The following is a 24,761-nucleotide window of genomic DNA, read 5'->3' on the forward strand; positions in this document are numbered from 1 at the left end:
TTTTTGAATTGGGCTGATAAATCTCCAGTTATGACTGCAGGCTTGTTGCGTAAATTTAGTGCTACCTATTTATTTCTACCTAATTTATTATTCGCCCTTGGCTGGTTCACTCCGGTTGTTGGTTACCCAGTCGCCATAGGACTCAGCTTTTTGCTCATACTGGAATGGAAGATGCCTTCCGACTCCAACCAATTTGAATTGAAGGACATCTGTTTGATTATTCTTTCCGCTTGCGTTTGCCTGTTTCTCTCCGGTATTGACGGTTTGACGGCACAGACAGGCGATTGGCTCGCTCATAATCAGAAATATTTTGACCTATACCAAAAGAGCTGGCCAATATACTTTCCGGAGGTCGGCCAATATGCCTGTTATTATTTCGGATACTTTTTAGTGCCTGCCTTTTTTAGCAAAATTTACGGAGAATTGCTCCCTTCATTACTGATCGTTTGGGCTCTTTCGGGTTATATATTAGGGCTTTCATGGGTATACCTACTGCTTCATAAGAATATGATCGCCATGATCGCCCTTCTCTTCCTGAGAGGATCCGGGCATGCCGTCTTCGTTGGGCTACATGCGCTTAAACTGGTCAACTGGTTGCCTGCGAGTATTATTCCATCTGTTCGTTCCCTTCTTGATCAGAACCGATTTTCTCCCAATCAACTCATTCCGACGCTAATCGTAACGGGAATTATGCTTTTCGATTTTTTTCAGAAAAAGAGATTTGAGAATTCTTTTTATTTGATCACCTTGCTATTCGTATGGGCAGTTTTTCCTGCAACTTCATTGGTCATTATATATCTCAGCCTGGTAATTCTCCAATATCTAAACCAAAAACCCACGCCGAAATTTGAAATTAGATATGTAATGATTTCCTGGATATTACCCTCATTTATACTGATACCCACACTTTTATATTTCGTCTCTTCACAAAGTATTTCCTCCGATTTTCTGCTGTGGCAAACTTCCGATAAACAAAAGCTCATATTGAGTTATATCACCAGCACCGCCGTAGACCTGGCCCTACTCTACATCATCCTTATCCGGTTACACAAAGCATATCCGGAATTTCCTCAGTATGTGATGAATATATTGATTGCGGGACTGTTCGTGATCTCCCTGTTCAGAATAGGCAAATACAGCGATCTGTTCTTCCGAAGTTCGATGGCATTCAGCATTATGATTTTCATTTTGATCCTTCGGGCGCTGGTTTCCATAAGGAGCATTAAAAGATTATCAGCACAAAAGTCGCTATTGCCTCTCCTGGCCGTTCTGGTGCTTTTTTCTGGTATGGGTATTTATGCAAACAGACGACTTTTGAGAGACAACAAAATCGCAAACCAGTTCCTAGGGATTAGACGGACTTATCATCAATATTCCTACGGGGAATACGCGAATATGTACCAGGCCATCAGATATGGGTCAGATGAGGATATTGCGGTTAAACAATATCTGGTCAGCAGAGGCTCGTGGTTTGAAAAGTATTTGCGTGAAAAGGAGACAAACTCTGATGACTAAATTAAAATTTACTAAGCAACGCTAAATACATCCTATCGCTGAAAAGTTGACGAATTGGATATAAAAAGCAAACCGAACCTGCCAAGGCTGACTTACTGGCCGGGAAATAGTACCTTTGCAACCCAAAATCGACTTTTGAAACTTATCCAAGGCCTAACAACCGCCGATAACACCCTGATATTTTAAACACTAATAGCTAAAAGCTAACACCTGCGAAATGCTGAATTTTAATGAAATCGCCCCCGTTACGATCACCTGCCACAAATGGCATGCGCCTTCTCTTGAAAAAGAAATTCGGGAATTAGGGTTTGAACCGACGGAAGTTTTTATGACGGGAGTAAAAGTCAAGGCCAGCTTAAACGAGTGTATCAGGCTGAATTTGAACCTCAACTGTGCCAGTCAGGTATTATATAGCCTTAAATCTTTTCGAGCTATTAATCCGGCAGGTTTATATCAAAATCTGAAGCTTCTTTCCTGGGAGGATATCATCGCTCCGGAAGGATATTTTTCGATTACGAGCAATGTCCGTAACGAAACGATAAACAACGGCATGTTTGCCAATGTGAAAGTGAAAGATGCCGTGGTCGATCGGATGAGAGAAAAAACCGGGGCACGACCGTCGAGCGGCTCCGAGCTTCGGGGTGCAGTTTTTCATTTATATTGGAATGATGATGCAGCCGAAATTTTCCTGGATACTTCCGGAGAATCTTTAGCTCGCCATGGTTACCGTAAAATTCCGGGAGCGGCTCCAATGTTGGAAGCGCTGGCTTCCGCAACGATACTGGCCAGTAAATGGGATCGTAAATCAACATTCATTAATCCAATGTGCGGGTCGGGAACACTTGCCATTGAGGCAGCCCTACTGGCGACCAATTCTAAACCGGGGCTGCACCGTTCAAATTATGCATTTATGCATCTTCTGGGGTATGACGAAGAGGTATATCTGGCTGAAATGGAAAAGCTGGAAGCCCAGATTATTGAGGATATCGATATTAAAATTATAGCTTCCGACCATGACAACTATGCCATCGAAAACGCAAAGAAAAATGCGATCGCGGCCGGCGTGGCGAATTTGATCACCTTCGAGGTCTGTGATTTCAGAGACTCAACCATTCCAGCAGATCCTAACGGGGTATTGTTTATGAACCCGGAATATGGCGAGCGATTGGGAGATGACGCCGAGTTGGAAATCACTTACAAAGAAATTGGTGACTTTATGAAGCAGAAATGCGGCGGATATTATGGCTATATCTTTACCGGAAATCTCGATCTGGCAAAGAAAATCGGTTTGAAAGCGAAGCGACGAACGGAGTTTTATAATGGTAAAATCGACTGCCGTTTGTTGGAATATGAGCTGTATCAGGGAACTAAAACTTTGCCAAAAACTGACGAATAAAAGGTTCAATTCCGTTATGGTGAAAAGGGCAGAATAAATATGTTCGATAAAAACGTTAGGAAAAACACGGAAAGTGCTATTAAACTCAGTATTGCGTTACTGATATTCGCATCCCTTACCTCATGTGAATGGTTTGGAAACTCGCCAAGTTTTGGTGACGACTTTGTCACCTACAACATCCGACAAGGTCAACATGAGCCGGAAAATAACAGTCAGGCAATCTTCGCTTCCAGCGCGCTCAGGTTTCAAACTATTTTTGACAGCACGTGCATTTATAGCACCGTATCACCTGAAAATCAGTTCGATATCAATAAGCTTGCAGGATTTTCGGATTGTAGTTCAGCCCATCATGAGAATAGTGCCCGATTCGGATGGAACTGGATGGAAAATGCGCTGCATATCTACGCATATGTTTATGTAGACGGGACTCGGATTGATCAACATTTAGGGACAGTCGACCTGGGAAAGAGTAATAGTTATAAAATCGCGATCGTGGGTAATACTTATGTCTTTACGCTGAACGGGGTTGAGTCGGTTTTACCACGTCACTGTAGTGGTGGGGTTGGAGTTGCCTACAAGCTTTTCCCGTATTTTGGCGGTGATGAGGTATCGCCACATGATATGCGTATCAAGATCCGATATTTAGACTAGTAAAATGTGGATTTACTCTTAATCACGCTTTTTAATAAGGGAAAAAATTTCCCCAGGTGTTCCACTCCCACTTACATTTAAGCTGATTATTGTATACTTATCCCTTCAAACGCGAAATAGGACCGCTCAGTGTGTTAAAGAACTCCCGTTGATTTTCAATTCATTAGTAATTTTAACACAACTACTAACTTTTAAGGAATAGTTTTTGCAGGTATTTTAGATTTTCATATACACACATACGTATCGTTTAGAGGTGGTTAACTGATAAAAAAGATCAATTTTCTAAACCTTTTCATTTATTCCATTGGTGATGGTAACTCATATGTATGATTCTTTTAGTTGACGACAGGCCGGAAAATATAATACCTCTACGTAAAATTCTTGAACTTCATAATTTTAGGACAGATAGTGCTGAATCGGGTGAGGAAGCACTCAGAAAAATTCTGCAGAATAGTTACTCTGTAATTATTCTGGATGTTCAGATGCCTGATATGGATGGTTTTGAGGTGGCCGAGGCCATGTCTGGCTACAGCAAAGCTAGAGATATACCAATCATTTTTTTGTCGGCTGTCAACACTGAGAAAAAGTTCATTACGAAAGGATATGAAACCGGCGGCATCGACTACCTGACTAAGCCGGTTGATACAGATATACTTCTCCTGAAAGTGAAGACGTTTTCCAAGCTTTTTGAGCAAAAACAAGCCCTGAAAGAATCTCAGGAAAAGCTTGAGCAAGAAATCGAAATCAGAAAAAGAGCGCAGATCGATCTCCAGGAGCGCATTTTGGATCTGCAATCTGTTATGGAGTCACTTCCTCAGATATCCTTTACAATCAACCCCGACGGTCATGTTGAATACGTTAATCAACACTGGTTCAACTATTCAAAGGACATATTGACATTCCCCAGCTCTCATCCGGAAGACAAAATCTGTGAGAGATGGAAAGAAAAATTCGATCAGGGCAGCGAATTTACCTCCGAAGTAAGGCTTTGGGATATGACGGAATTTCAATACCGGCATTTTCTTCTCAAAATCCTGCCCATTCGCCAGAATGATAAAATTGTTCGTTGGGTGGGCACCTATTCGGATATTCATCAGCAAAAAATGGTAAATGAACTTTTGGAAAACAAAGTGGCTGTCCGTACCCGCGAGCTAATCCGAAAAAATATGGAGCTGGAGAGCACCAATCATGAACTTCAGCAGTTTACCTGGGTAGTTTCTCACGATCTCAAAGAGCCGTTAAGGAAGGTTCAGACATTTAACAATATGATCAAGGACAAGTTTCTGGCCGACAACCCGGAGGCTTTATCCTATCTGGACAGGTCAATAAGCGCGTCGGCCAGAATGACAAATCTAATCAGCGACCTGTTGGAATATTCACGACTTTCGGTTTCTGCAGATTTTATGGAAACCGATTTAAATGATATACTAAACGATATCTTGAGCGATTTTCAGGAAGTAATAGCCGAGAAAAGGGCGCTGGTGACCATTGAGAAAATTCCTCTTTTGGATACGATTCCATCTCAGATCAGACAGCTATTTCAAAATCTGATCAGCAACGCTTTGAAATTCACCCAGGAGGGCGTTATACCGCAGATTCACGTCAGTGCGGAGTGCATTGGCGATAAAGACTTCAACAGTCCGAAGGATCCGGAAGGGCATTATGTCAGGCTAACGGTCTCCGATAATGGAATTGGCTTCGACGAAAAATTTCTTGACCGGATATTCATCATTTTCCAACGGCTCAACAACCGGACCTCCTACGAAGGCACAGGCATAGGGCTGGCCATCGCGAAAAAAATAATCGACAAACATAATGGCCTGATCTCGGCGCGTAGCAGTGAGAATAATGGAGCAAGTTTTGTACTGGTGCTTCCTTTAAAACAAACTACTTAAATCAACGTTAAGAAGTCTTTCGTAATGAAAAAAACATCGCAGAATATAGTCAGCCAGCTCAAAATCGTTTTCTCGCTGTCCACTGCCTTACTGCTCGTCAGCCTTGTTGGCTCGATATACAGCACGCGCCAGCTTATTAAAAATTCGGAACTGGTCAATCATACCAATGAAGTACTCATTCAAGCCGAAAATATTATATCCGCACTCAAGGACGCCGAAACCGGCCAACGTGGCTATCTCCTGACACAGGATCCTGTATTTCTTGAACCATACGGCAATGCCTATTCCAGAACAACTGAGATTTATAACAGACTTCTCTCACTGACCATTGATAATCCCATCCAGCAAAAGAACCTCATACCCATGAAGGAGCGGTATGAGGCTCGCTTTGCCCAGATGCAACGGATAATTGATCTTCTGAAAAGACACCCCGAAAAGAAACTCGATTCAGAGACGATGGTTCGGGAAATGAGACGGGGTAAAAAAATAATGGATGATCTCCGCATGATGGTAAACGAGATAAAATCTGAAGAGGCAAAAATATTCGAGATGAGGTCTGCAGAACAGCAAACCTATATTACATACACGCCCTTCTTTCTCGTTTTCGCAGCCTTAGTGTCCATCATCATCACCGTTTTCGCATTTTTCAGGATCAAAGGCGACATCGAGAGCAGACTCAAAAAGGAGCACGAGGCGGAACTACTGTACGAACAGACCAAAAGGCGTATTAACCATATTGAGGGGGTTACGCGGCAAATCGCCGCAGGAAAATATGATATCCGAAGCAGCGATACGCTGGACGATGAACTGGGCAGAATATCCAGCGCGCTCAATCTGATGACGGCAGCGCTGGAAAAGAACTTCAACGACCTGGACCGAAAAAACTGGTTGCAAACCGGAAGCATCCGGATTGCAGATGCTATGCGGGGAGAACGTATCATGGAAAAGCTTACCAGCAATATCCTCGCAAGCCTTACATCCTATCTGCACGCGCCTATCGGCACGTTTTATATCATCGACAACTCCTACGACTACAAACTGTGCTCCACTTTTGCAACAGAAAACGCACCTGCACACATCCGGCGAGGAGAAGGGCTGATAGGCCAGGCCGTTGCGCAAAAGGATGTGATGGTAGTTGATAATCTTCCCAATGGGTACCTTCCCCTGATGTCCAGCCTCGGCACTTCCCAGCCGCAGACTGTTGTGATCATCCCGTTGGTGTATGCATTTGAATGTATTGGTGTTTTGGAAATAGGATTTTTGAAACAGCCCGGTGAACGAGAATTGGATTATCTGAAAGATAACCGTGAGTCAATCGCGATTGCGATTAACGCGGCTCTGGATTACTCCAAACTTCAAAACTTCCTCGAAGAAACGCAGGCGCAAGCCGAAGAACTTCAGGCACAACACAATGAGCTCGAAAACCTGAATGAAGAGCTGGAAATACAATCACAAAAACTACAGGCATCGGAGGAAGAACTGAGGGTACAGCAGGAAGAATTGCAACAAACCAATGAGGAGCTGGAAGAACGCAGCTCGTTGCTTGAGGAGCGTAATGTTGAGATTCTTAATAAAGCAAAAGAACTTGAAATATCGACCCGATACAAATCGGAGTTTTTGGCTAATATGTCGCATGAATTGCGGACTCCACTTAATTCCATTTTGCTTCTAAGCCGTCTTTTAAAGGAAAACAACGAAGAGAATCTGAGTACGGATCAGGTTGAATATGCGGCTGTAATCAACTCGTCAGGAAATGGCCTTCTGGCTTTGATTGACGAAATTTTAGACCTTTCTAAAATCGAGGCTGGTAAAATGGATTTAGATTATTCCAACGTTCATATCAAAGAACTGACCGCGGATCTGAGTTCCCTTTTCAAGCCTTTGGCGAAAGAAAAAGGTATTGATTTTGTGATAGATATCGCCAAAAATGTACCTGACTCAATCGAAACCGACAGGATGCGCTTGGAACAGATTCTCAAAAATCTCATTTCTAACGCCGTTAAATTTACTTCAAAAGGTTCTGTGAGTCTGATCATCACGAGAAATGCGAAGGACTCCAAATTGCTGGACATCTTGGTACGAGACACGGGTATCGGAATTGCCCCAGAAAAGAAGAGCCTGATTTTTGAAGCATTTCAGCAGGCAGATGGATCGACAAAGAGAAAATACGGTGGCACTGGTTTAGGGCTTTCGATAAGCCGCGAACTTGTCAAATTACTGGGCGGTGAGATCGAACTGCATAGTGATTTGAATATTGGCAGTGAGTTCACAGTTTTCCTTCCAATCGGAAAACCGACTGAGACATACCAGCCATATGAAGTGGTGGCTTCGCCAAACAGCCCGATTGAAGTAGCAGATCCGGCGCAAAAAAGCAAGTATATCAGCACAACGATTCCCGAAAACATTCCGGATGACAGAAACAATATCCTCCATGATGACAAGACGATTCTGATAGTGGAGGACGACACGCTTTTTGCAAAATCACTTTTAGAATATACTCGCAAGAAAGGATATAAAGGTATTGTTGCCGTGCGGGGCGACGAAGGTTTACAACTTGCCCAGGAATACACTCCAACGGGTATCCTTCTGGACCTTCAGCTTCCCATACTAAGTGGCTGGGATGTTATGGACAGGCTAAAAAATAATGTTCGCACCCGCCATATCCCCGTCCATGTGATGTCTTCGTATAAAATGAAGACGGAGAGTTTACTGAAAGGCGCGGTCGATTTCATTGACAAACCGATGGCGCTTGACAGGCTGACCGACATTTTCAAAAAAATCGAATATGTTGTCAGCCGGAAATCCAAGAAGGTTTTGATTGTGGAAGATAATCCGAAACATGCACAAGCATTAGCTTCGTTTCTGGAAACCTTCAATATTAATTCGGATTTGAAAAACAATATAGCTGAAGGTCTGGATGCCCTGCAAGGGAACGAAGTAGACTGCGTAATCCTCGATATGGGCATCCCGGATCAAAAGGCATATGAAACTTTGGAGGAAGTGAAGAAAAATCCTGACTTTGAGCATATTCCAATCATTATATTCACAGGAAAAAGTCTTTCAATAAACGAGGAATACAGGATCAAACAATATGCGGATTCGATTATCCTCAAAACGGCTCACTCATACCAGCGAATGCTGGACGAGGTCTCGTTATTTTTGCATTTAGTCGAAGAAAATAAGAAGTCTGAAAATATTCGTCCAAAATATCAGTCTTTAATCGGCTTTGCGGAAATATTGAATAATAAAACGGTGCTGATCGCTGACGACGACGTCCGCAACATATTCTCGCTGACGAAGTCTTTGGAAAACTATAAGATGAACGTCATCACCGCACTGGATGGTAAAGAGGCGATGCAAAAGCTGGAAGAAAACCCTGGTATCGATGTAGTGCTGCTTGATATGATGATGCCACAAATGGACGGCTACGAAACGGCAAGGCAGATTCGGGCGAACATAAAATGGAGAGAGCTGCCTGTGATTGCAGTTACTGCGAAGGCCATGACGGGCGATAGGGAGAAATGCATCAACGCAGGGGCTTCAGACTATATTACGAAGCCTGTAGACGTGGATCAGCTGGTGTCCTTGTTGCGAGTTTGGCTTTATGAAAGATAGAAAAACAATTCATTATTAAAACTTGGTTCTCCCCCTCTAAAAAAAGCAGATATTACCAATGTTGAAGAAGAAAATACTTATAGTGGATGACGACGCCAGGAATATATTCGCGCTCAAGGCTACACTTAAAGCTAGATCTTATAATTGTGTGTCAAAGTCGGGGGCGTTGGAAGCATTGGCGTTATTGCAAACAGAAGAAGATATTGATGCTATCCTGATCGACATGATGATGCCGGAGATGGATGGTTACGAGGCAATTCCAAAAATAAAAGAAATTGCCGGAAGAGAAACGACGCCAATTTTTGCGGTCACGGCCCAGGCAATGGTCGGCGACCGGGAAAAATGCCTGGAAGCTGGTGCTGATTTTTACGTATCAAAACCAATTGACGTAGACCAATTACTGGATCTTCTGTCAAAAATATAAACCACTCCATGATTGAGGAAGAAGAAATTGACATGATTTTGGATGATGTGTTTAGACTATTTGGCTATGATTTCTTAAGTTATTCCAGGGCTTCTATCCGCAGGCGGATCGTTCGGCTGATGACAATCGACAAGTTTCCCAGCTTTGCCGAACTACGGCATATGGTCTGCAACGACCCTGTATATTATCGCCGGTTTGTGGAAGAACTTACGGTGAACGTGACTGAGATGTTTCGCGATCCGCATTTTTATTTGAGTTTGCGAAAGCATATACTTCCGGTTTTGGGCCCAAAGCCATTCATTAGAATATGGCACGGCGGGTGTTCAACCGGTGAGGAAGTTTTTTCCATGGCTATATTGTTGAAAGAGGCCGGCTTGTTGAAAAAATCACTGATTTACGCCACGGATATCAATCCGCGAGTTTTGGAAAAAGTCAGAAAGGGAATTATCCCGCTGAATCTGATGAAGCAAAATTCAGAGGGATATATTGCCGCCGGCGGGCGTCACGACTTTTCTTCCTATTATACTGCCAATTACGGACAAGCTAAATTCAACGAGGATATTCTTGAAAAGATCATCATATCCACTCATAATCTGGTTTCAGACAGCTCATTTAATGAATTTGACTTGATTCTTTGTCGTAATGTAATGATCTACTTCAACAAAGATCTGCAGGATCGGGTACTAACTTTATTCGATGAAAGCCTTTCTTCATTAGGTTACCTTGCCTTAGGCACTAAGGAAACGCTCAAATTCTCAGCGATTCAGAAGAATTACAAACAGGTAGAACGGGAAAAAATATGGAGAAAAATGGTGTAACAAAATACTCGCGGGTGGTTGTTATGGGAGGATCGGCCGGCAGTCTGGCTGTTTTGTTTGAACTGTTGCCCCAGCTACAGCCCGACCTTCACTATACCATTATCATCGTGCTCCACAGAATGAACAACATAGACTCTACCCTGGCAGAATTGCTGGCATCAAAATCAGCAGTAAGCCTGATCGAAGTGGAAGATAAAGAGCCCATTATGACCAACACCATTTATCTGGCACCTGCCGGATATCACTTATTAGTTGAAAAGGAGTTTGTGTTTTCGCTCGATTATTCTGAAAAAATCAATTTCAGCAGGCCAAGTCTTGATGTCACTTTTGAGTCTACTGCACTCATTTTCGGCAAAAATCTGACAGGAATTCTTTTGTCTGGTGCCAATGAAGATGGTACTGAGGGATTGCATGCCATCAAAAAACATGGGGGCCTCGCTGTTGTGCAAGACCCCCGGAGTGCCCAAATGCCGATGATGCCAAATCACGCTCTGGCCACCGAAGATATTGACCATATGCTTGACGTTGGGCAACTCGTCAGATTCCTTAACAATCTCTAAATCAAGTCACTTTCTCTACCGTCTTCGCTGTAGGTTTGATGATCATCCGTAACGACTGGTCATTTGTAAAGTATGCAACCATCCAGTTGTAAAGCGTTCTCATCCTGTTCCTATAGGTGATCAGAGAAACAAGATGTATAAAAAGCCAGGCCAGCCAAGCGATCAATCCATTGAAATGAATCTTTGGCTTAGGTAAATCTACAACCGCTTTCTTTTTACCAATGATGGCCATCGAACCTCGGTCATCATATTTGAAAGCTTTTTGGGCACGGCCTTCATACCATTCTTTCAGGTTGTGCGCCAACGTCTTACCTTGCTGAATCGCGACCTGCGCCACTTGCGGATGCCCAAAAGGAAAGTCCACATCAGAAAGCATCAGGCAGGTATCACCAATGGCATATATATTGTCCGTCCCTACAACCTTGTTGAATTCATTCACCACCATCCGATTGGCCCGCCCATAACTTTCGTCAGGTAAACCTGGGAATTTGATAGCAGTTACTCCGGCGGCCCATATCAATGTTTTAGTTTCGATGGTCCTGCCGTCTGACAACACCACTTTATCGTCCACATAATCAGCTACGCGACTTTTTAGCCATATATTAACTCCCAGCTTTTTCAAATCTTCATAAGTATCCGTCTGCGATTGCAGGCTCATGGGCGAAAGCAATGCATCTCCCCCATCGACAATATATATTTCGCTTCCCTTGCCGATCAGTTCCGGATATTCTTTACGCAAAATGCCATTTCGCATCTCAGCAAAAATTCCTGAAAGCTCCACTCCCGTCGGTCCGCCGCCAGCGATGACGACTGTAAGACGTTTCCGGATTTCATCAGGATCAGTCGAGACACTCGCCTTTTCCATCTGTAACAGCAATTTATTCCGCATCTCAATCGCATCGTCCAGCGTCTTCATCGCTATTGAGTTACGCTTCACATTTTCCATTCCGAAATAACTGGTCTGCGCACCTGTAGCCATAATGAGGACATCGTACGGTACCTCTCCGTTTGAAAGAACAACCTTATTTTCGGCAGGAACTATTTCCAGCAACTCACCCATCCTGTACTGGACGTTGGGTCTTTTGTTGAAAAGTTTACGGAAAGGATAGCTTATACTCGCTGGCTCCAGAAAGCCGGTTGCAACCTGATATATAAGCGGCGGAAAAAAGTTATAGTTGTTCTTATCGATGAGCTCTATTTCAAAATGACGATTTTTGGAAAGCTTCAGGGCCAGATTAACCCCAGCGAACCCTCCTCCTATAATTACTATTTTCATTTAACCAACTTAAGTGTGAGAACTTAAAAATTTGAAACGGTAAGATACTCATTTCCTTCTCACAAAAATCATGCTCAAAATGGTTCTCATAGAGTATATTCTCTTTCAATGACACCAAGTCCCGGTATCACAGACGCTTCTTTGATGAATTTCTCAAAACTACAAACGCCACCTGCTCATCTCCTCAGCCCGCTCTTCGCGTATACGCTTTCTGATATCCACCTTTGCTCCTCTCAAAACATATATCGAAATTTCCTGCTCCCGTGCATATGGATTTATTCTTTTATCCGCTAAATATACTTTATCAAACAATGGAATTTCCTCGTTTCTATTTTTATCCTCATCACCCATTTCTTTTACCAAAATCACATCGCGAATATCATTATCCAGCAAAATCCAGTTGATGTAGTCCGCATTAAATGAACTGGCGATTACTTTTGTATTTTTTGTATAGTAATTAATAGCTCCTGCCTGCCCGTAGTTGTCACATAATATGAGCGTGTGTTCCAAATCCGGCAAAGTCTCGCAAACTTTATCCACTTTTTCAGCTAATTCTCTCCAACCCAGCATATCCGCGAAATCCTGAGGAAGCGCATGTTCTTTCCCATCCTCCCAACGTAATAAGCCTAATTTTTTGTAAGCTTCCGGATGTTGAATAATGTATTGCGGACTTTTATTTGGAAACACAACCTGATACATTGGAATAAAAAACAAAATAGGAATTGTGATAATGGCCAGCCTTAATTTTCTTTTCCATCCGTGCTTTAAAATATATTCCAGATAAACAGAACCAAACGCAATATAGATCGGATAAAGTCCGATGGCGTAATAGTCTTTAGCCCTGAAATAACAAAAAACAGCCAGCGTAAATATCATAGCCCAAAATAGAAAACGGAATTTTCTGAATAGCCGATAAAACAATAACGCATACATACCTGCTCCGATCACGACCAATGACCCACTGAAGAACAATAACTGACCTTTGAAAAAGTCCAGCCTATCTACATTAACAAGCTGTGTATCTGCCAGTAATTTCATGTGATGAACGACGGGAAAATGGTTGTTATACTGCCATATCAAATTTGGAAGCACAATAAAAAGGGCTAACAAGATGGCGAGATATAGCTTTTTTTTCAGAAATATTTCTCTTTGATCGGTAAGTAAAATAGCCGGAAACAGCCCAATCAATAAGAATAGAATATTATATTTATTAAGAAAACCGAAAGCAAAAACAACCGCGGATATAAAGATCCATTTGTTATTTTTTGTATTAAAATATTTAACCAGGAAAAAATAAAAAGCCGTCCAGCACAAGACATCGAGTGAATTTGGTTGATAAAGAATATTCAGCCTGAGAATAACAGAAAGCAAAATACAGGTTGCTCCCAAAATAAGAGCCCACAAATTCCCGCCTAATTCTTCGATGGTTTTCCATACAACCACCAATGTCAAAACTCCAAATAGCGCCGGAAAAAACTTTATCCAGAAAACGGACTTTCCTAATAGATATATCACATACGATATCCAGGATGTAACGGGCGGAACCGACAAATACCCCCACGCCAAATGCTTTGCCTGGTCGAGATGCAGAAATTCATCGCGTTGCAAATCATATTCAGAACTGATTAATACATACTGTAAAATGAATTTCACGACGATAAAAGAAATGAGAATAATACTTCTTTTTGCCATCGATTCAGAATGTTAAATTGATTTTGTTTAGTTTGATGTTCGCCACGAAGGCACTAAGATTCAGAGAATTTGAACCTTTGTGTTCTTGACTCTTTCGACATTTGGTGGCTATGCTGTTATTGTGACTAATCCGCCATTAGCTCCTTTAGATCCTCATATATGGTTTTCATATGGTGATATGACGCAGGCGAATTTTTATCCTTATCCATCGAAATTTCTAAACGCCCCCGATCCGCCTCCAGTTCAATCTGGGTGCGATCGGCCAACGTAACCGCTGCTTCGATGTGACCATGAGAACCATCGAATAGCTTTTGCGGGGCAAGCGCTTTGTTCAGATATTGATACACGTCCGCAGTTTTCTTCGCATCATAATCCGCGTAGAAACTGTAGGTTTCGTCGGTGTCTTTAACTTCTATTCTAATATCGTGATTAGAACAGGACGAAAAAATGACCGCAATAACGATTATGTAAATTGCCGCCTGAAAGATTTTAAATTTTATCATGACCATAATAGATTGTGTTACCAAGTACTATGCAATGTACAGTAGCAAGGTGGCGTACTACCTGTTTTATACATAAGCGGTGATATTTCAGGATTAACTGACTTGCGTTATATCATAGCGCGTGCAGGAAAAGGTTATAAATGCTTTTGTCTGACAAAAATTGAAAAGATTCTTAAATTGCGAACATACTATAACTCAACCCAAAATGAATATCCGAATAGCATTTGTGGCCTTTTTTCTTCTCTTTTCTCGATTAACATTTGCCCAAACTACCACAAAAACGTCAACGATTGCCCCTTTCAAGATATTTCTGACCAACGGCCAGCCATATTCATACACACAACTGGCAAAAGGGCCCGTGGTGCTGATCTACTTTTCTCCTGAATGTGAACATTGCCAAAAGCTTACCGAAGATTTGGTAAAAAACTATTCAGTGATTGCCAACAAACAAGTGGTTATGATTTCTTTTCTGGAAGAAAATGTATTGAAACAATTTGTCCAGAGATACAGATTACAACAATTTGCCAATATAAAGGTAGGAACCGAGCGCAAGCCTTATATCGTGCCGCCGTTTTACAAGATTGCGTCTTTTCCATATATCGCTATTTATGACAAAAACGGAAATCTGAATAAGACTTTCGAAGGCGAAGAGAATCATAAAATCATTTTTGACGCTTTGAAAAAGATCTGACAGCTTATCAAAACCCCTGTCGACTGCCGTGGAAAATTCACCCATCATTATCGAGCAATCATACAACGCTTCTGTCCAGCATGTTTGGAAAGCGATCACTGACAACAGGGATATGAAGCAATGGTATTTTGATATCGAGTCGTTTGAGCCTATGGTGGGTTTTAAATTTTCGTTCAATGGTGGAAATGAGAGTATTGTGTTCAAACACCTCTGTGAAGTAACGGAGGTTGTCCCATATGAAAAACTTGCATATACCTGGAAATATGACGGTTATCCGGGCGAATCGAAAGTCACATTTCAACTTTCTCCAAAAGAAGACAACCAGACAAAACTTCTGTTGACGCACGAAGGGCTGGAAACATTTCCCGCAGACAATCCCAATTTTGCAAAAGCGAATTTTGTAAAAGGATGGACTATGATAACGGGGAAGATGTTGAGAGAATTTGTGGAAAAGCCTTAATAGTTTTCAGTCTGCGCTCACCGTAAATTTCATGCAATGCAATATATGTCAAAGAACAAAACGCAAAGGTCGTACGGTCCACCTTTGGGTGTTGCTGTTTTTTACTTTTTTGTACTTCGCATGACACTTTCTAGTAGTGAGGAATCGAACTGAGCTTGACTTTTCGTCATTGATCTTCATTTTAATTCTGCCATTTTGACAAGATATACCATTTGGTATATTTTTGATCACACTGCTGGAAACGAAATACTTATGGATACCTTTTCAACAATGATCGTGACCGCAGTGGAGAAAATCAAAAATGCGGTGGTCAAAATAGATGTATATAAAACCGTAAATAATAAGCTGAAACCTGCGGGCGCAGGCTCTGGTTTTATATTTTCGTCCGACGGATTCATATTCACCAACGCTCATGTGGTGGAAGGGGCCGAGAAAATCATGGTAAGTCTTTTGAACGAAAATGAGATAGAAGCAACTCTGATCGGAAAAGACGCGGACACCGATATTGCCGTGCTTAAAATATATACGCAGGGATATTCTGTAGCTACCTTGGGTGATGCCAGCCAGCTGCAAATCGGGCAGTTCGTGGTGGCGATCGGAAACCCATATGGATACCAGCATACGGTTACGACAGGCGTTGTAAGTGCGCTCGGAAGAACCTTGGAAACGCAGTCGGGACGATTGGTCGATAATGTAATTCAAACAGATGCAGCGCTAAATCCGGGAAATTCTGGTGGACCGATGATCAATACGGACGGAGAGGTAATTGGCGTAAATACCGCGGTGATTCAGGGCGCTCAGGGACTAAGTTTTTCAGTAGACATTAATACTGCGAAGGAAATCGCTCGACAGCTCATTCAAAACGGGAAAGTTTTCAGAGCATATCTGGGGATTCAGCTGCAGGATATTGCGCTGAATGAGAGGATTCGTCAACACCATCAGCTCAAAAATCACAAGGGCATATTCATTACCCGTATTGAACCCAATTCACCTGCATCCCGGTCACAATTACTGGAAGGAGATATCATCGTTTCCTTTAACAAAAAGGCTGTCAGCAATTCCAATGAGTTATTTAAAGCACTGGCCAACAAGGATATCCTGACAGTCACTGATATATCCGTTATTCGCCATACCGAACTGTTGAATTTTATCGTGGTGCCCGCCGGGAAAAAATAAAACGCAGATATAAAAGAGTCTTGCGCAGAGTTAAGTGAACAAAAGTTCAGCGAACTTTGCGCAAAAACTCCTGAAAACGCTGCGTTTAAACACGAAACTTATGCCAATCCAAGCCGAATTTCGGCAGCAACCAGGTGGTTACTATCCTCTGTAACACGGCCGGATATTCTTGCAGCTTCGAGATACACACTCATTGGAAAATTTCCAATAAAATCGCGGTCCATCTCCACCATAGGCACCTTTAATTTGGCATGTTTAATACTTTCCAAGTCTGGAAGAGACACATAGCTTAGCTCGGGTTTACCTTGTCCCAAATCACAGAGTCCAAAAGCGATGCCATTGGCCGGATCCAGTTCCGACAGCAACCAGATCGCTTTTCCGTACTTCGAATGCAATTTTACAACAGGCTCATGGTCCTTTCCGAGGCCATTCTGTACCTCCAGAGCGTTGTGAACCATGATTTCTTTAAGATTTTCAGGAATCAACTTTGACATAATACAAAGGTAATTGATCATATAGAATTACCTATCAAAACCCAACATGCTTCGATGGCATGATTGTTTCAAATAACGTGATTGTAATATAAGCCTCTATAATACAACCTGATACCGTTAAATCAGATACGTACTTTTACTCTTTTCCACACGCATTGGCACTAGTATTTTTGGTAAAAAACAAATAGCTATGAAAACTCAAATCAAATCCGTCAGCCTGTTAAGCATCTGTACCGCACTATTTCTGTTCACCAATTGCAGCGATAATTCAGCGACTCCAAACGCTGTTAACTGTGGAAATAACGCTGAGAAAGTATCCACAGCAGCGCAAACTTACGGAACCAACCCAACCAAAGTCAATTGTGAAGCATATAAAAGTGCAGTCAATGATTTTTACAAAAGTTGCGCAACATACTATACAGGAGCGGCCAAGCAAGCTCTTGATGACTTTTTGGCTGAGCCTTGTCCAAACTAAACACCCGCTAATTGTACAGGACTGATAGCCATTTGGTTAAAATTGTCCTGTACCACTTTATTCCTTTCTCACGGCTATCAATACGACAAAATCCCGATCAACAAATTCTCCCATATTGCCTTTGATCGTTTCATTAAATGGCAATATCGAATCAATTTCAAACCCGGCTTTCATCAAAAGGTTTGCTGCTGACTCCTGGTCGTAAAGTGTAAAGCCGAATTTGGTAAACGGAAGCTTTTCCATAAATGACTTTTCCGCAAAAGTAAGTGCGAAACTCCCTCCAGCCTTAAGACAGCGGTATATTTCCTTAGCGTATGCTATTGGATTCTCCCAAAAATAGACTGTATTAACAGTCAGAATTTTATCAAACGATTGGTCTTGAAACGCAAACGTGCGTCCGTCGGTCAAATTGAAAGTTGCCTTTCCTGACTTTATATATGCTTCATTGATCGCCGTCGCCTCGTTTATCATCAACTCCGAGATATCGACTCCGGTATATTTCACACCGACCCGACCCGCCAATATGGATTGCACCTGCTGCCCATTACCAGGGCCGATCTCCAGAACTTGTTCATGATCAGTAATTTGCAAAGCTAAGATCGCCTGAGCAGTCATATTTGCGTTACTGATTTCCATATTCTGGCCTACCTTAACACCCATCTCGCCCTGAGGTTTGCTTAATTGGGAGGCCAGATTTTTTAAATCTTCTTCTGATAAATTCATGACTAATTTTCAGTTTATGACAGAAAGCATATTAAAGCTATTTCAGAGGAATTGATGTTTGCCACAAAGGCTCAAAGAGATGAAGTTGAGTAGTAGTTTCGCAAAATTTACTACTTTGACAAACGATCTGGATACGAATATTCCGATTTCACAAATCTACAAACTATGCTAATGAAAAGACTACTTGCATTTTGCGCGTTATCAATGGTTGCTTTCACTGCTTCTTCGCAAACAAACTCCCCTGGCCCGCAAGTTAAAACCATGAACGGTACCGTAGAGGGTATCAAAGAAAAAAGTGGAATTCACGCATTTAAGGGCCTTCCATTTGGTCAACCTCCTGTCGGTGATCTACGTTGGAAAGAACCTCAACCGGTTAAGAACTGGGAAGGAGTCCGGCAGGCCAAAAAATTCGGCCCGCGTGCTATGCAACGACCTATTTTCGGCGATATGAATTTCCGATCGGATGGCGTGAGTGAAGATTGTTTATATCTGAATGTATGGACTCCGGCAAAATCATCCAATGCAAAGTTGCCGGTTCTGGTCTATTTCTACGGAGGCGGGTTTATGGCAGGCGATGGATCTGAACCCCGGTATGATGGTGAGAATATGGCCACAAAAGGCATTGTGACTGTTACGGTCAACTATCGTTTGGGTGTGTTCGGCTTTTTAGCACATCCCGAATTGTCAAAGGAAACTGCTTATAAAGGTTCAGGCAATTACGGATATCTGGACCAAAGTGCTGCTCTGAAATGGGTTCAGCAAAACATTGCTGCATTTGGCGGAGATCCCAAGAAAGTGACTATTGCCGGAGAATCGGCGGGATCTGTTTCGGTGAGTGCACAAATGGTATCACCGTTATCGAAAAATCTGATCGCTGGTGCTATTGGTGAAAGCGGCTCATTGCTTGGAACTTTGCCAACAGCACCACTGGCTCAGGTTGAAAAGCATGGAGTTGAATTTGCAGCCTTTTTGGGAAAAAACTCTCTTACCGAACTCCGCGCACTTTCCGCTGAGCAAGTACTCGAAGCGACGGCTAACCCAAAATTCGCCCGCTTCTCTCCCACTGTTGACGGGTATTTCTTCCCGAAATCACCGCTGGAACTTTATGTGGCTGGCGAGCAGGCACATGTGCCGTTGTTAGTAGGCTGGAACTCGGAAGAATCAGGAGCCGCCGGAACGCTGGGTAAAGAAAGCCCGACAAAAGAAAGCTATAGCAAAGCGATCCAACGGCTATATGGCGAGAATGCTGGGAAAATTGAAAAGGTATATGCGGCTAACACAGAAAGTGAAATAGTTCAGGCCGCAACGGATCTGGCGAGCGATCGGTTTATTGGATATAGCACGTGGAAATGGTCTGACATACAAGCACATACTGGTGGTGGACATCCCGTTTACAGATATATGTACAGCCACCCGCGCCCGCCAATGACGGCGGAAATGGCTGGTTCTGAATCTGGTTTAGCTGGCGGGATTGTCAAAAAAGATGCATCAGCAGCACCAAAACCAATTCCAAAAGGAGCAGTTCACTCTGCGGAAATCGAATATGCGATGGGAAACCTTTCTAGCAATAAGGCCTTTGCCTGGACCCCGGAAGATTATAAGGTTTCAGTGGTGATGCAAGATTTCTTCGCAAACTTTATTAAAACAGGTAATCCTAACGGAAAAGGGCTGCCTGCCTGGTCGCCCATTAAAAAAGGTGAGCCAGCCACCGTTATGCATATCGACGTGAAAACTGAGCAGATAACCGAAAAGCATCGCGACCGGTATTTACTTTTGGATGAGCTTGCAGGAAATTAGTAATTAGAAACTTTGATCCAGAGCGGTTTCCTATCCCAAGGAGACCGCTTTTTGTTTGATAAGGCTCTTTATTTATTTTAATTGTCGAGAATTAGCGCGCATCTTTTCAAAATTTATTCGTTATTTCTTCGGACAATCTGCCGATACATGCCATTCGCCTGAATAAAACCAAACTGGGCGTAAAACGGCGCAAGATGATCACCAGTGAAAAGTCCTACCGTTGAATAGTCCCGCGCGTTGACCTCTAACCAACTCATCAGCCTCTGCATCAATTGCGTACCGATGCGTCTGCCCTGCCAGATGGGCTTCACTATTACATCTTTCACATAATAAAAACCTACATGATCGCCCAGCAAAAATGCGCATCCAATGATCTCGCCGCTTACCGAATCTTCGGCGACTAGTGCATAAACTGCGGTCAGGAAATGTAGCTGAAGAATTTCATCAGGAACGTGAGCATCCCACCCTACTGAATTCATCAAGCTTTTATAATCTTCGATTGTCGGAATACGTTCCCGAATTCGAATAGTGTCAGAAAATTGTTCACCCTGGTTTTCGCGATCTGATATCTGAGCGGCAAAATGGATATAGTAGCCATTGTTATCCAGGATGGTATATTGGGCCATACCATAATCCTGATTTTCAAGAGGATATATAATTTTTACCTGCTTCTCAATATGCTGTTGATATAACACATCCACATTCCGCACTCGTATAAAAACGGCATTACCTTTTGATAAAGCAGCTAATTCAGGTTTATACGTAAATTGAAGAGAGGCCCCATGCCAGCTGACTCCCCCGTGAACAACAGGCTCTCCCCATGACCAGCTGTCCGGAAAACCCAATGTATCAGTCCAAAAAGCAATAGTCTCCGATACATCTCTAACGGCTAACACTGGAATTGCGGTTGAAAACATGGGGACGAGAGCTGCATTTTTGTTTCCGGTCATAACGGTCACTAGTGTCTTTTAGGTATATACCATTTATAATTAAGCGCGTCTGCTATCTTTCATTAGCTCGACAAGAGTTACGAAAAGGCCATTCGGATAGAAATTTAAATGTAAAGGTTTGATTTTAGCCATTGTTCCATAACTATTTTCATTCAGAACGTATCGGCCTTTTAAACAAAGCATATTTGGTCGTTTAAACAAAGTCCATGGAATAGGCATGATATAATTTTGTCTTAACGAAAACAACAAAAAAATGGGACAAAACAATTATCAAGGCGCTTTACAAAGACCATTAGGTTCTGGATTTAACGCCTCGTCAACCGCAAATGAAGTAATTAAGGGCATCGACCTAACGGGAAAAGTCGCAATAGTCACAGGAGGCAATACGGGAATAGGTCTCGAAACATCCAAGGTATTGGCTGCTGCCGGAGCGACAGTCATTGTGCCGGCACGGGATATTAACAAAGCAAACCAAAATTTGCAGGGTGTTCCAAATATTGAAGTGGAAACATTAGACCTAATCGATCCGATATCAATTGACACATTTACAGAAAAGTTTTTGGCGTCAGGCAGACCGCTGCATTTACTTATCAATAATGCGGGTATCATGTGGGTCCCATTGCGGCGCGACCATCGCGGTTTCGAGTCACAGCTCGCGACCAATCACCTGGGTCAGTTTCAACTTGTAGCAAGATTATGGCCAGCGCTTAAAAAAGCTAACGGTGCCAGGGTGATCAACGTTTCTTCCTTTGGGCATCAAATGGCGCCATTCAATTTCGAAGACCCTAATTTTCTTCACCGAGAATACCATACTCTCAAAGGTTATGGTCAATCAAAAACCGCCTGCAATTTATTTGCTGTCGAATTAGACAATCGTGCCAAACCATTCAATGTAAGAGCTTTTTCTCTGCATCCGGGAAACGTGTATGGCACCGATCTGGCGAGAGAGGAACCCATCGAATTATTTAAACAGATGGGCACCCATGATGCGGACGGGAACCTCAAACCCGAAGTGGCGGCTTTACTAAAAACCATCCCAGAAGGTGCTGCCACAACTGTTTGGTGCGCGACCAGTCCACTTTTAAACAACCTGGGCGGCGTATATTGCGAAAACGGAGATATCGCGGAATTGGATCTGGGAAATATAGAACACCGATTTGAAGAACCTTCTACCATTCGCGGCGTTCAACAATATTCTCTTGATGAAGAAAGTGCAAAGCGATTATGGGCTTTAAGTGAGGAAATGACTGGTATTGAATTTCTTTTGAATTAGTCATCCATTTGAGTTCGAAGGAATTCATCTCTAACTAATCGCATTGACTTCCAAATAGTTGCCGTCTTCAAACACGGCAACTCCGAGAGTATTGATGTACTTATCAGAAGAAAGGAACAGAACCGTTTATTTGTCAAAAATTAAATAATCAAAAACGAACATCATGATCACACTTTCTATTTTTACCTTCATAGTCTCCCGCTTGAAAAAAGCCAGAGCAGGTTCGAAAAAATCATCTGGACATGATGGAATATAAGGCAAAATATATAACTGAGGATATTAAACTCTCCTCCTATGAGGATAAGTTTTTCAAATCGGATATCATGTTCGATCACCATATGTTGATATGGTTTATTTCGGGCGAGACGAAAATTGTACAAGCCGAGGCCACTTATGTGTTTGGGAAAGGTGACATTTTTTTGATCCCCAGAAATCAACTAGCCACTATTATCAATTATCCAAAAAACGGACAGCCTCACAAAACAGTGGTAATGCATTTGTCGACGGAGAGGTTAAGAGATTTCTACGCGGATCTGAATATTAAGGCTCAACTTCCTCCATCCCACAAGATTCAGATCTTTGGTAGTCATCCTTTGCTTGAAAGCTGTCTTTCTTCGCTAATCCCTTATTTCGAAATCAACGAACTTCCGGAGCAAATTGCCAATTTGAAAATCACTGAAGCAATCACCATTCTCCGTACCATTGATAAACAAATAGATGCGATTTTGGCAAACTTTGAAGAACCAGGAAAAATCGATTTGGTAACCTATATGGAAAAGAACTTTATGTTCAACATGCCCTTGGAAAAGTTTGGATACCTGACCGGAAGAAGTTTGACCACTTTTAAAAGAGATTTTAATAAGGCATTCAATACCACACCGCAAAGGTGGCTAACGCGGAAACGACTGGAATTAGCTCACTATCATTTTATTGAAAAGAATAGAAAACCAATCCATGTCTGCTATGAGGTGGGTTTTGAGAATCTGTCTCATTTCTCGTATGCTTTTAAAAAACACTTTGGGTACTCGCCAACTGCTTTAATAGGACAACACGACGGCCGCTAATTAATGTCGAAAGTATAATACAACGACTCGAATCTAAAATAGAGAAGAACGGCCTCGTTTTGAAACAATGCTGGCGCTCTTTTTATATAATTAAACCAAAGTTAATGTACCTTAACGACTTATGCCGTAGTAGATTACCGTATAATAACTACTTGCATCATTCTGGTTATCAATACCTTACATATACTGCAATTCTTCCTAACTTAGAGATAGTCAGAAAGTGTCCACTCCCTGGCCTTCATTAAATTTTTACGGATAAAAGCCACAGATCCAAAAATATGTATTTGAATATCCAGTTAACATTTAACTAAAAACACATGAGACGGAGCAATTTTATATTGGCCATATTGGCAGTGGTCCCGATATCTGCTTTTGCCAAAATCAAATCGATACTGAACTTCAAAAAGGACAACGGCTTTAGAGTTGCTTCCGGGGAAGCACGGTTTGGTGTGCATTATAAAATGAAAGGTGTTACTTCTAATATATTGGATATCAAAATATCCGGTAAGGATATTGAAAATAAGGTCGCCGTTTTTGAGCAAACGGGTTTAACACCAAACGGTGGGCCGCCTTTACATATTCATTTATATCAGGATGAATGGTTTTATGTGGTTGAGGGGGAGTACCTATTTCAGGTAGGAGAAGAAAAATATTCAATGAAACCCGGCGATACCATTTTTCTTCCGAGAAACGTTCAGCATGCCTTCGTTCAACTCACTGAAAAAGGAAAAATGACGGTTTCATATCTCCCTGCCGGCAAAATGGAGGATTTTTTCGCGGTTACAGACAAATGGACTTCGCCTCCTTCAAAGGAAGAAATAGCTAAGGCTTTTGCTGATCATGAAATGAAGGTAGTCGGACCGCCGTTGAAAGCGGGTTGACAATGCATATTCGATATGGGGCTAGCACGACTAAAACATCCTTGTAAGTTACCACTAGCTAAACCTCAACTTCTCCAGCATTTTCGTCGAAAAGCTGTCTGCTGAAATACCATATCCTGTTACCAAAATTCCCTTTTTGCCGCTAATAGCTTCGATCGCATATACAACAGCCTCGTCCGATGGATCGGTGTTCCCTTCGTAACGATAAGTGTCGACTATTGTAAAATCATTGCAATTAATCTGATCTTCTCCACTATTGATAAAATCGCCATCTAGTTTGAAATCGATGGTAAAGCCTTGGCTGCGCAATTTGTTGATTGCGTTTGAAACTGTGTCGTAGTGAGCCTGATGTTGGTCCATTTTATGAGTTAGTTAAGGATAATATCGCATTCGGCAATCGGCTTTTTTAAAAATGCTTTAAGAAGGATCTCG

The 24,761-nt window shown here is 42.2% G+C and carries 23 protein-coding genes; 16 read left to right on the forward strand and 7 right to left on the reverse strand.

Going from position 1 to position 24,761, the window contains the following annotated elements; translation table 11 throughout:
• The first annotated feature begins 30 nt into the window (after nt 1–30).
• From AC1XUD_RS06700 to AC1XUD_RS06735, 8 genes are all read left to right on the forward strand, one after another.
• On the forward strand, nt 31–1,515 hold the full coding sequence (locus AC1XUD_RS06700; RefSeq protein ID WP_483360199.1) for a hypothetical protein: 1,485 nt from the start codon (nt 31–33) through the stop codon (nt 1,513–1,515).
• A 217-nt stretch (nt 1,516–1,732) separates the two neighbouring features.
• Complete coding sequence (locus AC1XUD_RS06705) at nt 1,733–2,911, forward strand: THUMP domain-containing class I SAM-dependent RNA methyltransferase (protein WP_483360200.1); 1,179 nt, start codon at nt 1,733–1,735, stop codon at nt 2,909–2,911.
• A gap of 39 nt (nt 2,912–2,950) precedes the next feature.
• A complete protein-coding gene (locus AC1XUD_RS06710; RefSeq protein WP_483360201.1) occupies nt 2,951–3,562 on the forward strand; it encodes a hypothetical protein in 612 nt (203 codons plus the stop codon).
• A 326-nt stretch (nt 3,563–3,888) separates the two neighbouring features.
• Nucleotides 3,889–5,457 carry a sensor histidine kinase gene (locus AC1XUD_RS06715; RefSeq protein WP_483360202.1) on the forward strand — a complete coding sequence of 523 codons (1,569 nt, stop codon included), beginning with the start codon at nt 3,889–3,891 and terminating at the stop codon, nt 5,455–5,457.
• Between the two features lie 24 nt (nt 5,458–5,481).
• Complete coding sequence (locus AC1XUD_RS06720) at nt 5,482–9,072, forward strand: response regulator (protein WP_483360203.1); 3,591 nt, start codon at nt 5,482–5,484, stop codon at nt 9,070–9,072.
• Nucleotides 9,073–9,130: 58 nt separating this feature from the next.
• A complete protein-coding gene (locus tag AC1XUD_RS06725) occupies nt 9,131–9,496 on the forward strand; it encodes a response regulator (protein ID WP_483360204.1) in 366 nt (121 codons plus the stop codon).
• Between the two features lie 8 nt (nt 9,497–9,504).
• Nucleotides 9,505–10,314: a CheR family methyltransferase gene (locus AC1XUD_RS06730; protein WP_483360205.1), complete on the forward strand. Its 810-nt coding sequence runs from the start codon at nt 9,505–9,507 to the stop codon at nt 10,312–10,314.
• Nucleotides 10,296–10,874 (forward strand): chemotaxis protein CheB, encoded by a 579-nt coding sequence (locus AC1XUD_RS06735; RefSeq protein WP_483360206.1) that lies wholly within the window; start codon nt 10,296–10,298, stop codon nt 10,872–10,874. The genes AC1XUD_RS06730 and AC1XUD_RS06735 overlap by 19 nt, the downstream gene beginning before the upstream one ends.
• A 1-nt stretch (nt 10,875) precedes the next feature.
• Here AC1XUD_RS06735 and AC1XUD_RS06740 read toward each other — a convergent pair whose 3' ends face one another.
• The 3 genes from AC1XUD_RS06740 to AC1XUD_RS06750 all read right to left on the reverse strand — a co-directional run bounded on the left by AC1XUD_RS06740 (nt 10,876) and on the right by AC1XUD_RS06750 (nt 14,345).
• Nucleotides 10,876–12,150: an NAD(P)/FAD-dependent oxidoreductase gene (locus AC1XUD_RS06740; RefSeq protein WP_483360207.1), complete on the reverse strand. Its 1,275-nt coding sequence runs from the start codon at nt 12,148–12,150 to the stop codon at nt 10,876–10,878.
• A 159-nt stretch (nt 12,151–12,309) separates the two neighbouring features.
• On the reverse strand, nt 12,310–13,842 hold the full coding sequence (locus AC1XUD_RS06745) for an ArnT family glycosyltransferase (RefSeq protein ID WP_483360208.1): 1,533 nt from the start codon (nt 13,840–13,842) through the stop codon (nt 12,310–12,312).
• Between the two features lie 125 nt (nt 13,843–13,967).
• A complete protein-coding gene (locus tag AC1XUD_RS06750) occupies nt 13,968–14,345 on the reverse strand; it encodes a hypothetical protein (protein WP_483360209.1) in 378 nt (125 codons plus the stop codon).
• Nucleotides 14,346–14,550: 205 nt separating this feature from the next.
• Here AC1XUD_RS06750 and AC1XUD_RS06755 point away from each other — a divergent pair, with 205 nt between their 5' ends.
• The 3 genes from AC1XUD_RS06755 to AC1XUD_RS06765 all read left to right on the forward strand — a co-directional run bounded on the left by AC1XUD_RS06755 (nt 14,551) and on the right by AC1XUD_RS06765 (nt 16,672).
• Entirely contained in the window at nt 14,551–15,036 is a 486-nt protein-coding gene (locus tag AC1XUD_RS06755) for a TlpA family protein disulfide reductase (protein WP_483360210.1), read from the forward strand.
• A gap of 28 nt (nt 15,037–15,064) precedes the next feature.
• Nucleotides 15,065–15,496, forward strand: coding sequence for an SRPBCC family protein (locus tag AC1XUD_RS06760; RefSeq protein WP_483360211.1), 432 nt, complete (start codon nt 15,065–15,067; stop codon nt 15,494–15,496).
• A 252-nt stretch (nt 15,497–15,748) separates the two neighbouring features.
• Nucleotides 15,749–16,672: a S1C family serine protease gene (locus AC1XUD_RS06765; protein ID WP_483360212.1), complete on the forward strand. Its 924-nt coding sequence runs from the start codon at nt 15,749–15,751 to the stop codon at nt 16,670–16,672.
• A gap of 98 nt (nt 16,673–16,770) precedes the next feature.
• On the opposite strand, the gene AC1XUD_RS06770 is transcribed toward AC1XUD_RS06765, so the two are convergent.
• On the reverse strand, nt 16,771–17,166 hold the full coding sequence (locus AC1XUD_RS06770; protein ID WP_483360213.1) for a DUF2958 domain-containing protein: 396 nt from the start codon (nt 17,164–17,166) through the stop codon (nt 16,771–16,773).
• A gap of 190 nt (nt 17,167–17,356) precedes the next feature.
• On the opposite strand from AC1XUD_RS06770, the gene AC1XUD_RS06775 reads away from it, so the two are divergent.
• A complete protein-coding gene (locus AC1XUD_RS06775; protein WP_483360214.1) occupies nt 17,357–17,641 on the forward strand; it encodes a hypothetical protein in 285 nt (94 codons plus the stop codon).
• Nucleotides 17,642–17,698: 57 nt separating this feature from the next.
• On the opposite strand, the gene AC1XUD_RS06780 is transcribed toward AC1XUD_RS06775, so the two are convergent.
• A complete protein-coding gene (locus AC1XUD_RS06780; RefSeq protein ID WP_483360215.1) occupies nt 17,699–18,364 on the reverse strand; it encodes a class I SAM-dependent methyltransferase in 666 nt (221 codons plus the stop codon).
• A gap of 171 nt (nt 18,365–18,535) precedes the next feature.
• On the opposite strand from AC1XUD_RS06780, the gene AC1XUD_RS06785 reads away from it, so the two are divergent.
• Nucleotides 18,536–20,161: a carboxylesterase/lipase family protein gene (locus AC1XUD_RS06785; protein WP_483360216.1), complete on the forward strand. Its 1,626-nt coding sequence runs from the start codon at nt 18,536–18,538 to the stop codon at nt 20,159–20,161.
• Between the two features lie 113 nt (nt 20,162–20,274).
• Here AC1XUD_RS06785 and AC1XUD_RS06790 read toward each other — a convergent pair whose 3' ends face one another.
• Complete coding sequence (locus tag AC1XUD_RS06790; RefSeq protein ID WP_483360217.1) at nt 20,275–21,111, reverse strand: GNAT family N-acetyltransferase; 837 nt, start codon at nt 21,109–21,111, stop codon at nt 20,275–20,277.
• Between the two features lie 253 nt (nt 21,112–21,364).
• Here AC1XUD_RS06790 and AC1XUD_RS06795 point away from each other — a divergent pair, with 253 nt between their 5' ends.
• From AC1XUD_RS06795 to AC1XUD_RS06805, 3 genes are all read left to right on the forward strand, one after another.
• Nucleotides 21,365–22,384, forward strand: a complete 1,020-nt coding sequence (locus AC1XUD_RS06795; protein WP_483360218.1) for an SDR family NAD(P)-dependent oxidoreductase — start codon at nt 21,365–21,367, stop codon at nt 22,382–22,384.
• Between the two features lie 242 nt (nt 22,385–22,626).
• A complete protein-coding gene (locus AC1XUD_RS06800) occupies nt 22,627–23,448 on the forward strand; it encodes an AraC family transcriptional regulator (protein WP_483360219.1) in 822 nt (273 codons plus the stop codon).
• A 317-nt stretch (nt 23,449–23,765) separates the two neighbouring features.
• Nucleotides 23,766–24,329 (forward strand): cupin domain-containing protein, encoded by a 564-nt coding sequence (locus tag AC1XUD_RS06805; protein WP_483360220.1) that lies wholly within the window; start codon nt 23,766–23,768, stop codon nt 24,327–24,329.
• 54 nt (nt 24,330–24,383) lie between these two features.
• Here AC1XUD_RS06805 and AC1XUD_RS06810 read toward each other — a convergent pair whose 3' ends face one another.
• The gene (locus tag AC1XUD_RS06810) at nt 24,384–24,689 is read right to left on the reverse strand and encodes a hypothetical protein (RefSeq protein WP_483360221.1); all 306 of its coding nucleotides are present in this window, start codon (nt 24,687–24,689) and stop codon (nt 24,384–24,386) included.
• Nucleotides 24,690–24,761: the final 72 nt, after the last annotated feature.

This window comes from Dyadobacter sp. HNCC25DJ184 (genome assembly GCF_056895215.1).

Bases quoted from the DNA above. Each gene is read 5' to 3' on its own strand.
- AC1XUD_RS06750 (WP_483360209.1), bottom strand. From the start codon at position 14,345: ATGATAAAATTTAAAATCTTTCAGGCGGCAATTTACATAATCGTTATT.
- AC1XUD_RS06805 (WP_483360220.1), top strand. From the start codon at position 23,766: ATGAGACGGAGCAATTTTATATTGGCCATATTGGCAGTGGTCCCGATA.
- AC1XUD_RS06785 (WP_483360216.1), top strand. From the start codon at position 18,536: ATGAAAAGACTACTTGCATTTTGCGCGTTATCAATGGTTGCTTTCACT.
- AC1XUD_RS06735 (WP_483360206.1), top strand. From the start codon at position 10,296: ATGGAGAAAAATGGTGTAACAAAATACTCGCGGGTGGTTGTTATGGGA.
- AC1XUD_RS06720 (WP_483360203.1), top strand. From the start codon at position 5,482: ATGAAAAAAACATCGCAGAATATAGTCAGCCAGCTCAAAATCGTTTTC.
- AC1XUD_RS06725 (WP_483360204.1), top strand. From the start codon at position 9,131: ATGTTGAAGAAGAAAATACTTATAGTGGATGACGACGCCAGGAATATA.
- AC1XUD_RS06780 (WP_483360215.1), bottom strand. From the start codon at position 18,364: ATGAATTTATCAGAAGAAGATTTAAAAAATCTGGCCTCCCAATTAAGC.
- AC1XUD_RS06700 (WP_483360199.1), top strand. From the start codon at position 31: ATGACTGCAGGCTTGTTGCGTAAATTTAGTGCTACCTATTTATTTCTA.
- AC1XUD_RS06740 (WP_483360207.1), bottom strand. From the start codon at position 12,150: ATGAAAATAGTAATTATAGGAGGAGGGTTCGCTGGGGTTAATCTGGCC.
- AC1XUD_RS06790 (WP_483360217.1), bottom strand. From the start codon at position 21,111: ATGACCGGAAACAAAAATGCAGCTCTCGTCCCCATGTTTTCAACCGCA.
- AC1XUD_RS06800 (WP_483360219.1), top strand. From the start codon at position 22,627: ATGATGGAATATAAGGCAAAATATATAACTGAGGATATTAAACTCTCC.
- AC1XUD_RS06730 (WP_483360205.1), top strand. From the start codon at position 9,505: ATGATTGAGGAAGAAGAAATTGACATGATTTTGGATGATGTGTTTAGA.
- AC1XUD_RS06810 (WP_483360221.1), bottom strand. From the start codon at position 24,689: ATGGACCAACATCAGGCTCACTACGACACAGTTTCAAACGCAATCAAC.
- AC1XUD_RS06705 (WP_483360200.1), top strand. From the start codon at position 1,733: ATGCTGAATTTTAATGAAATCGCCCCCGTTACGATCACCTGCCACAAA.
- AC1XUD_RS06715 (WP_483360202.1), top strand. From the start codon at position 3,889: ATGATTCTTTTAGTTGACGACAGGCCGGAAAATATAATACCTCTACGT.
- AC1XUD_RS06745 (WP_483360208.1), bottom strand. From the start codon at position 13,842: ATGGCAAAAAGAAGTATTATTCTCATTTCTTTTATCGTCGTGAAATTC.
- AC1XUD_RS06795 (WP_483360218.1), top strand. From the start codon at position 21,365: ATGGGACAAAACAATTATCAAGGCGCTTTACAAAGACCATTAGGTTCT.
- AC1XUD_RS06775 (WP_483360214.1), top strand. From the start codon at position 17,357: ATGAAAACTCAAATCAAATCCGTCAGCCTGTTAAGCATCTGTACCGCA.
- AC1XUD_RS06765 (WP_483360212.1), top strand. From the start codon at position 15,749: ATGGATACCTTTTCAACAATGATCGTGACCGCAGTGGAGAAAATCAAA.
- AC1XUD_RS06710 (WP_483360201.1), top strand. From the start codon at position 2,951: ATGTTCGATAAAAACGTTAGGAAAAACACGGAAAGTGCTATTAAACTC.
- AC1XUD_RS06755 (WP_483360210.1), top strand. From the start codon at position 14,551: ATGAATATCCGAATAGCATTTGTGGCCTTTTTTCTTCTCTTTTCTCGA.
- AC1XUD_RS06770 (WP_483360213.1), bottom strand. From the start codon at position 17,166: ATGTCAAAGTTGATTCCTGAAAATCTTAAAGAAATCATGGTTCACAAC.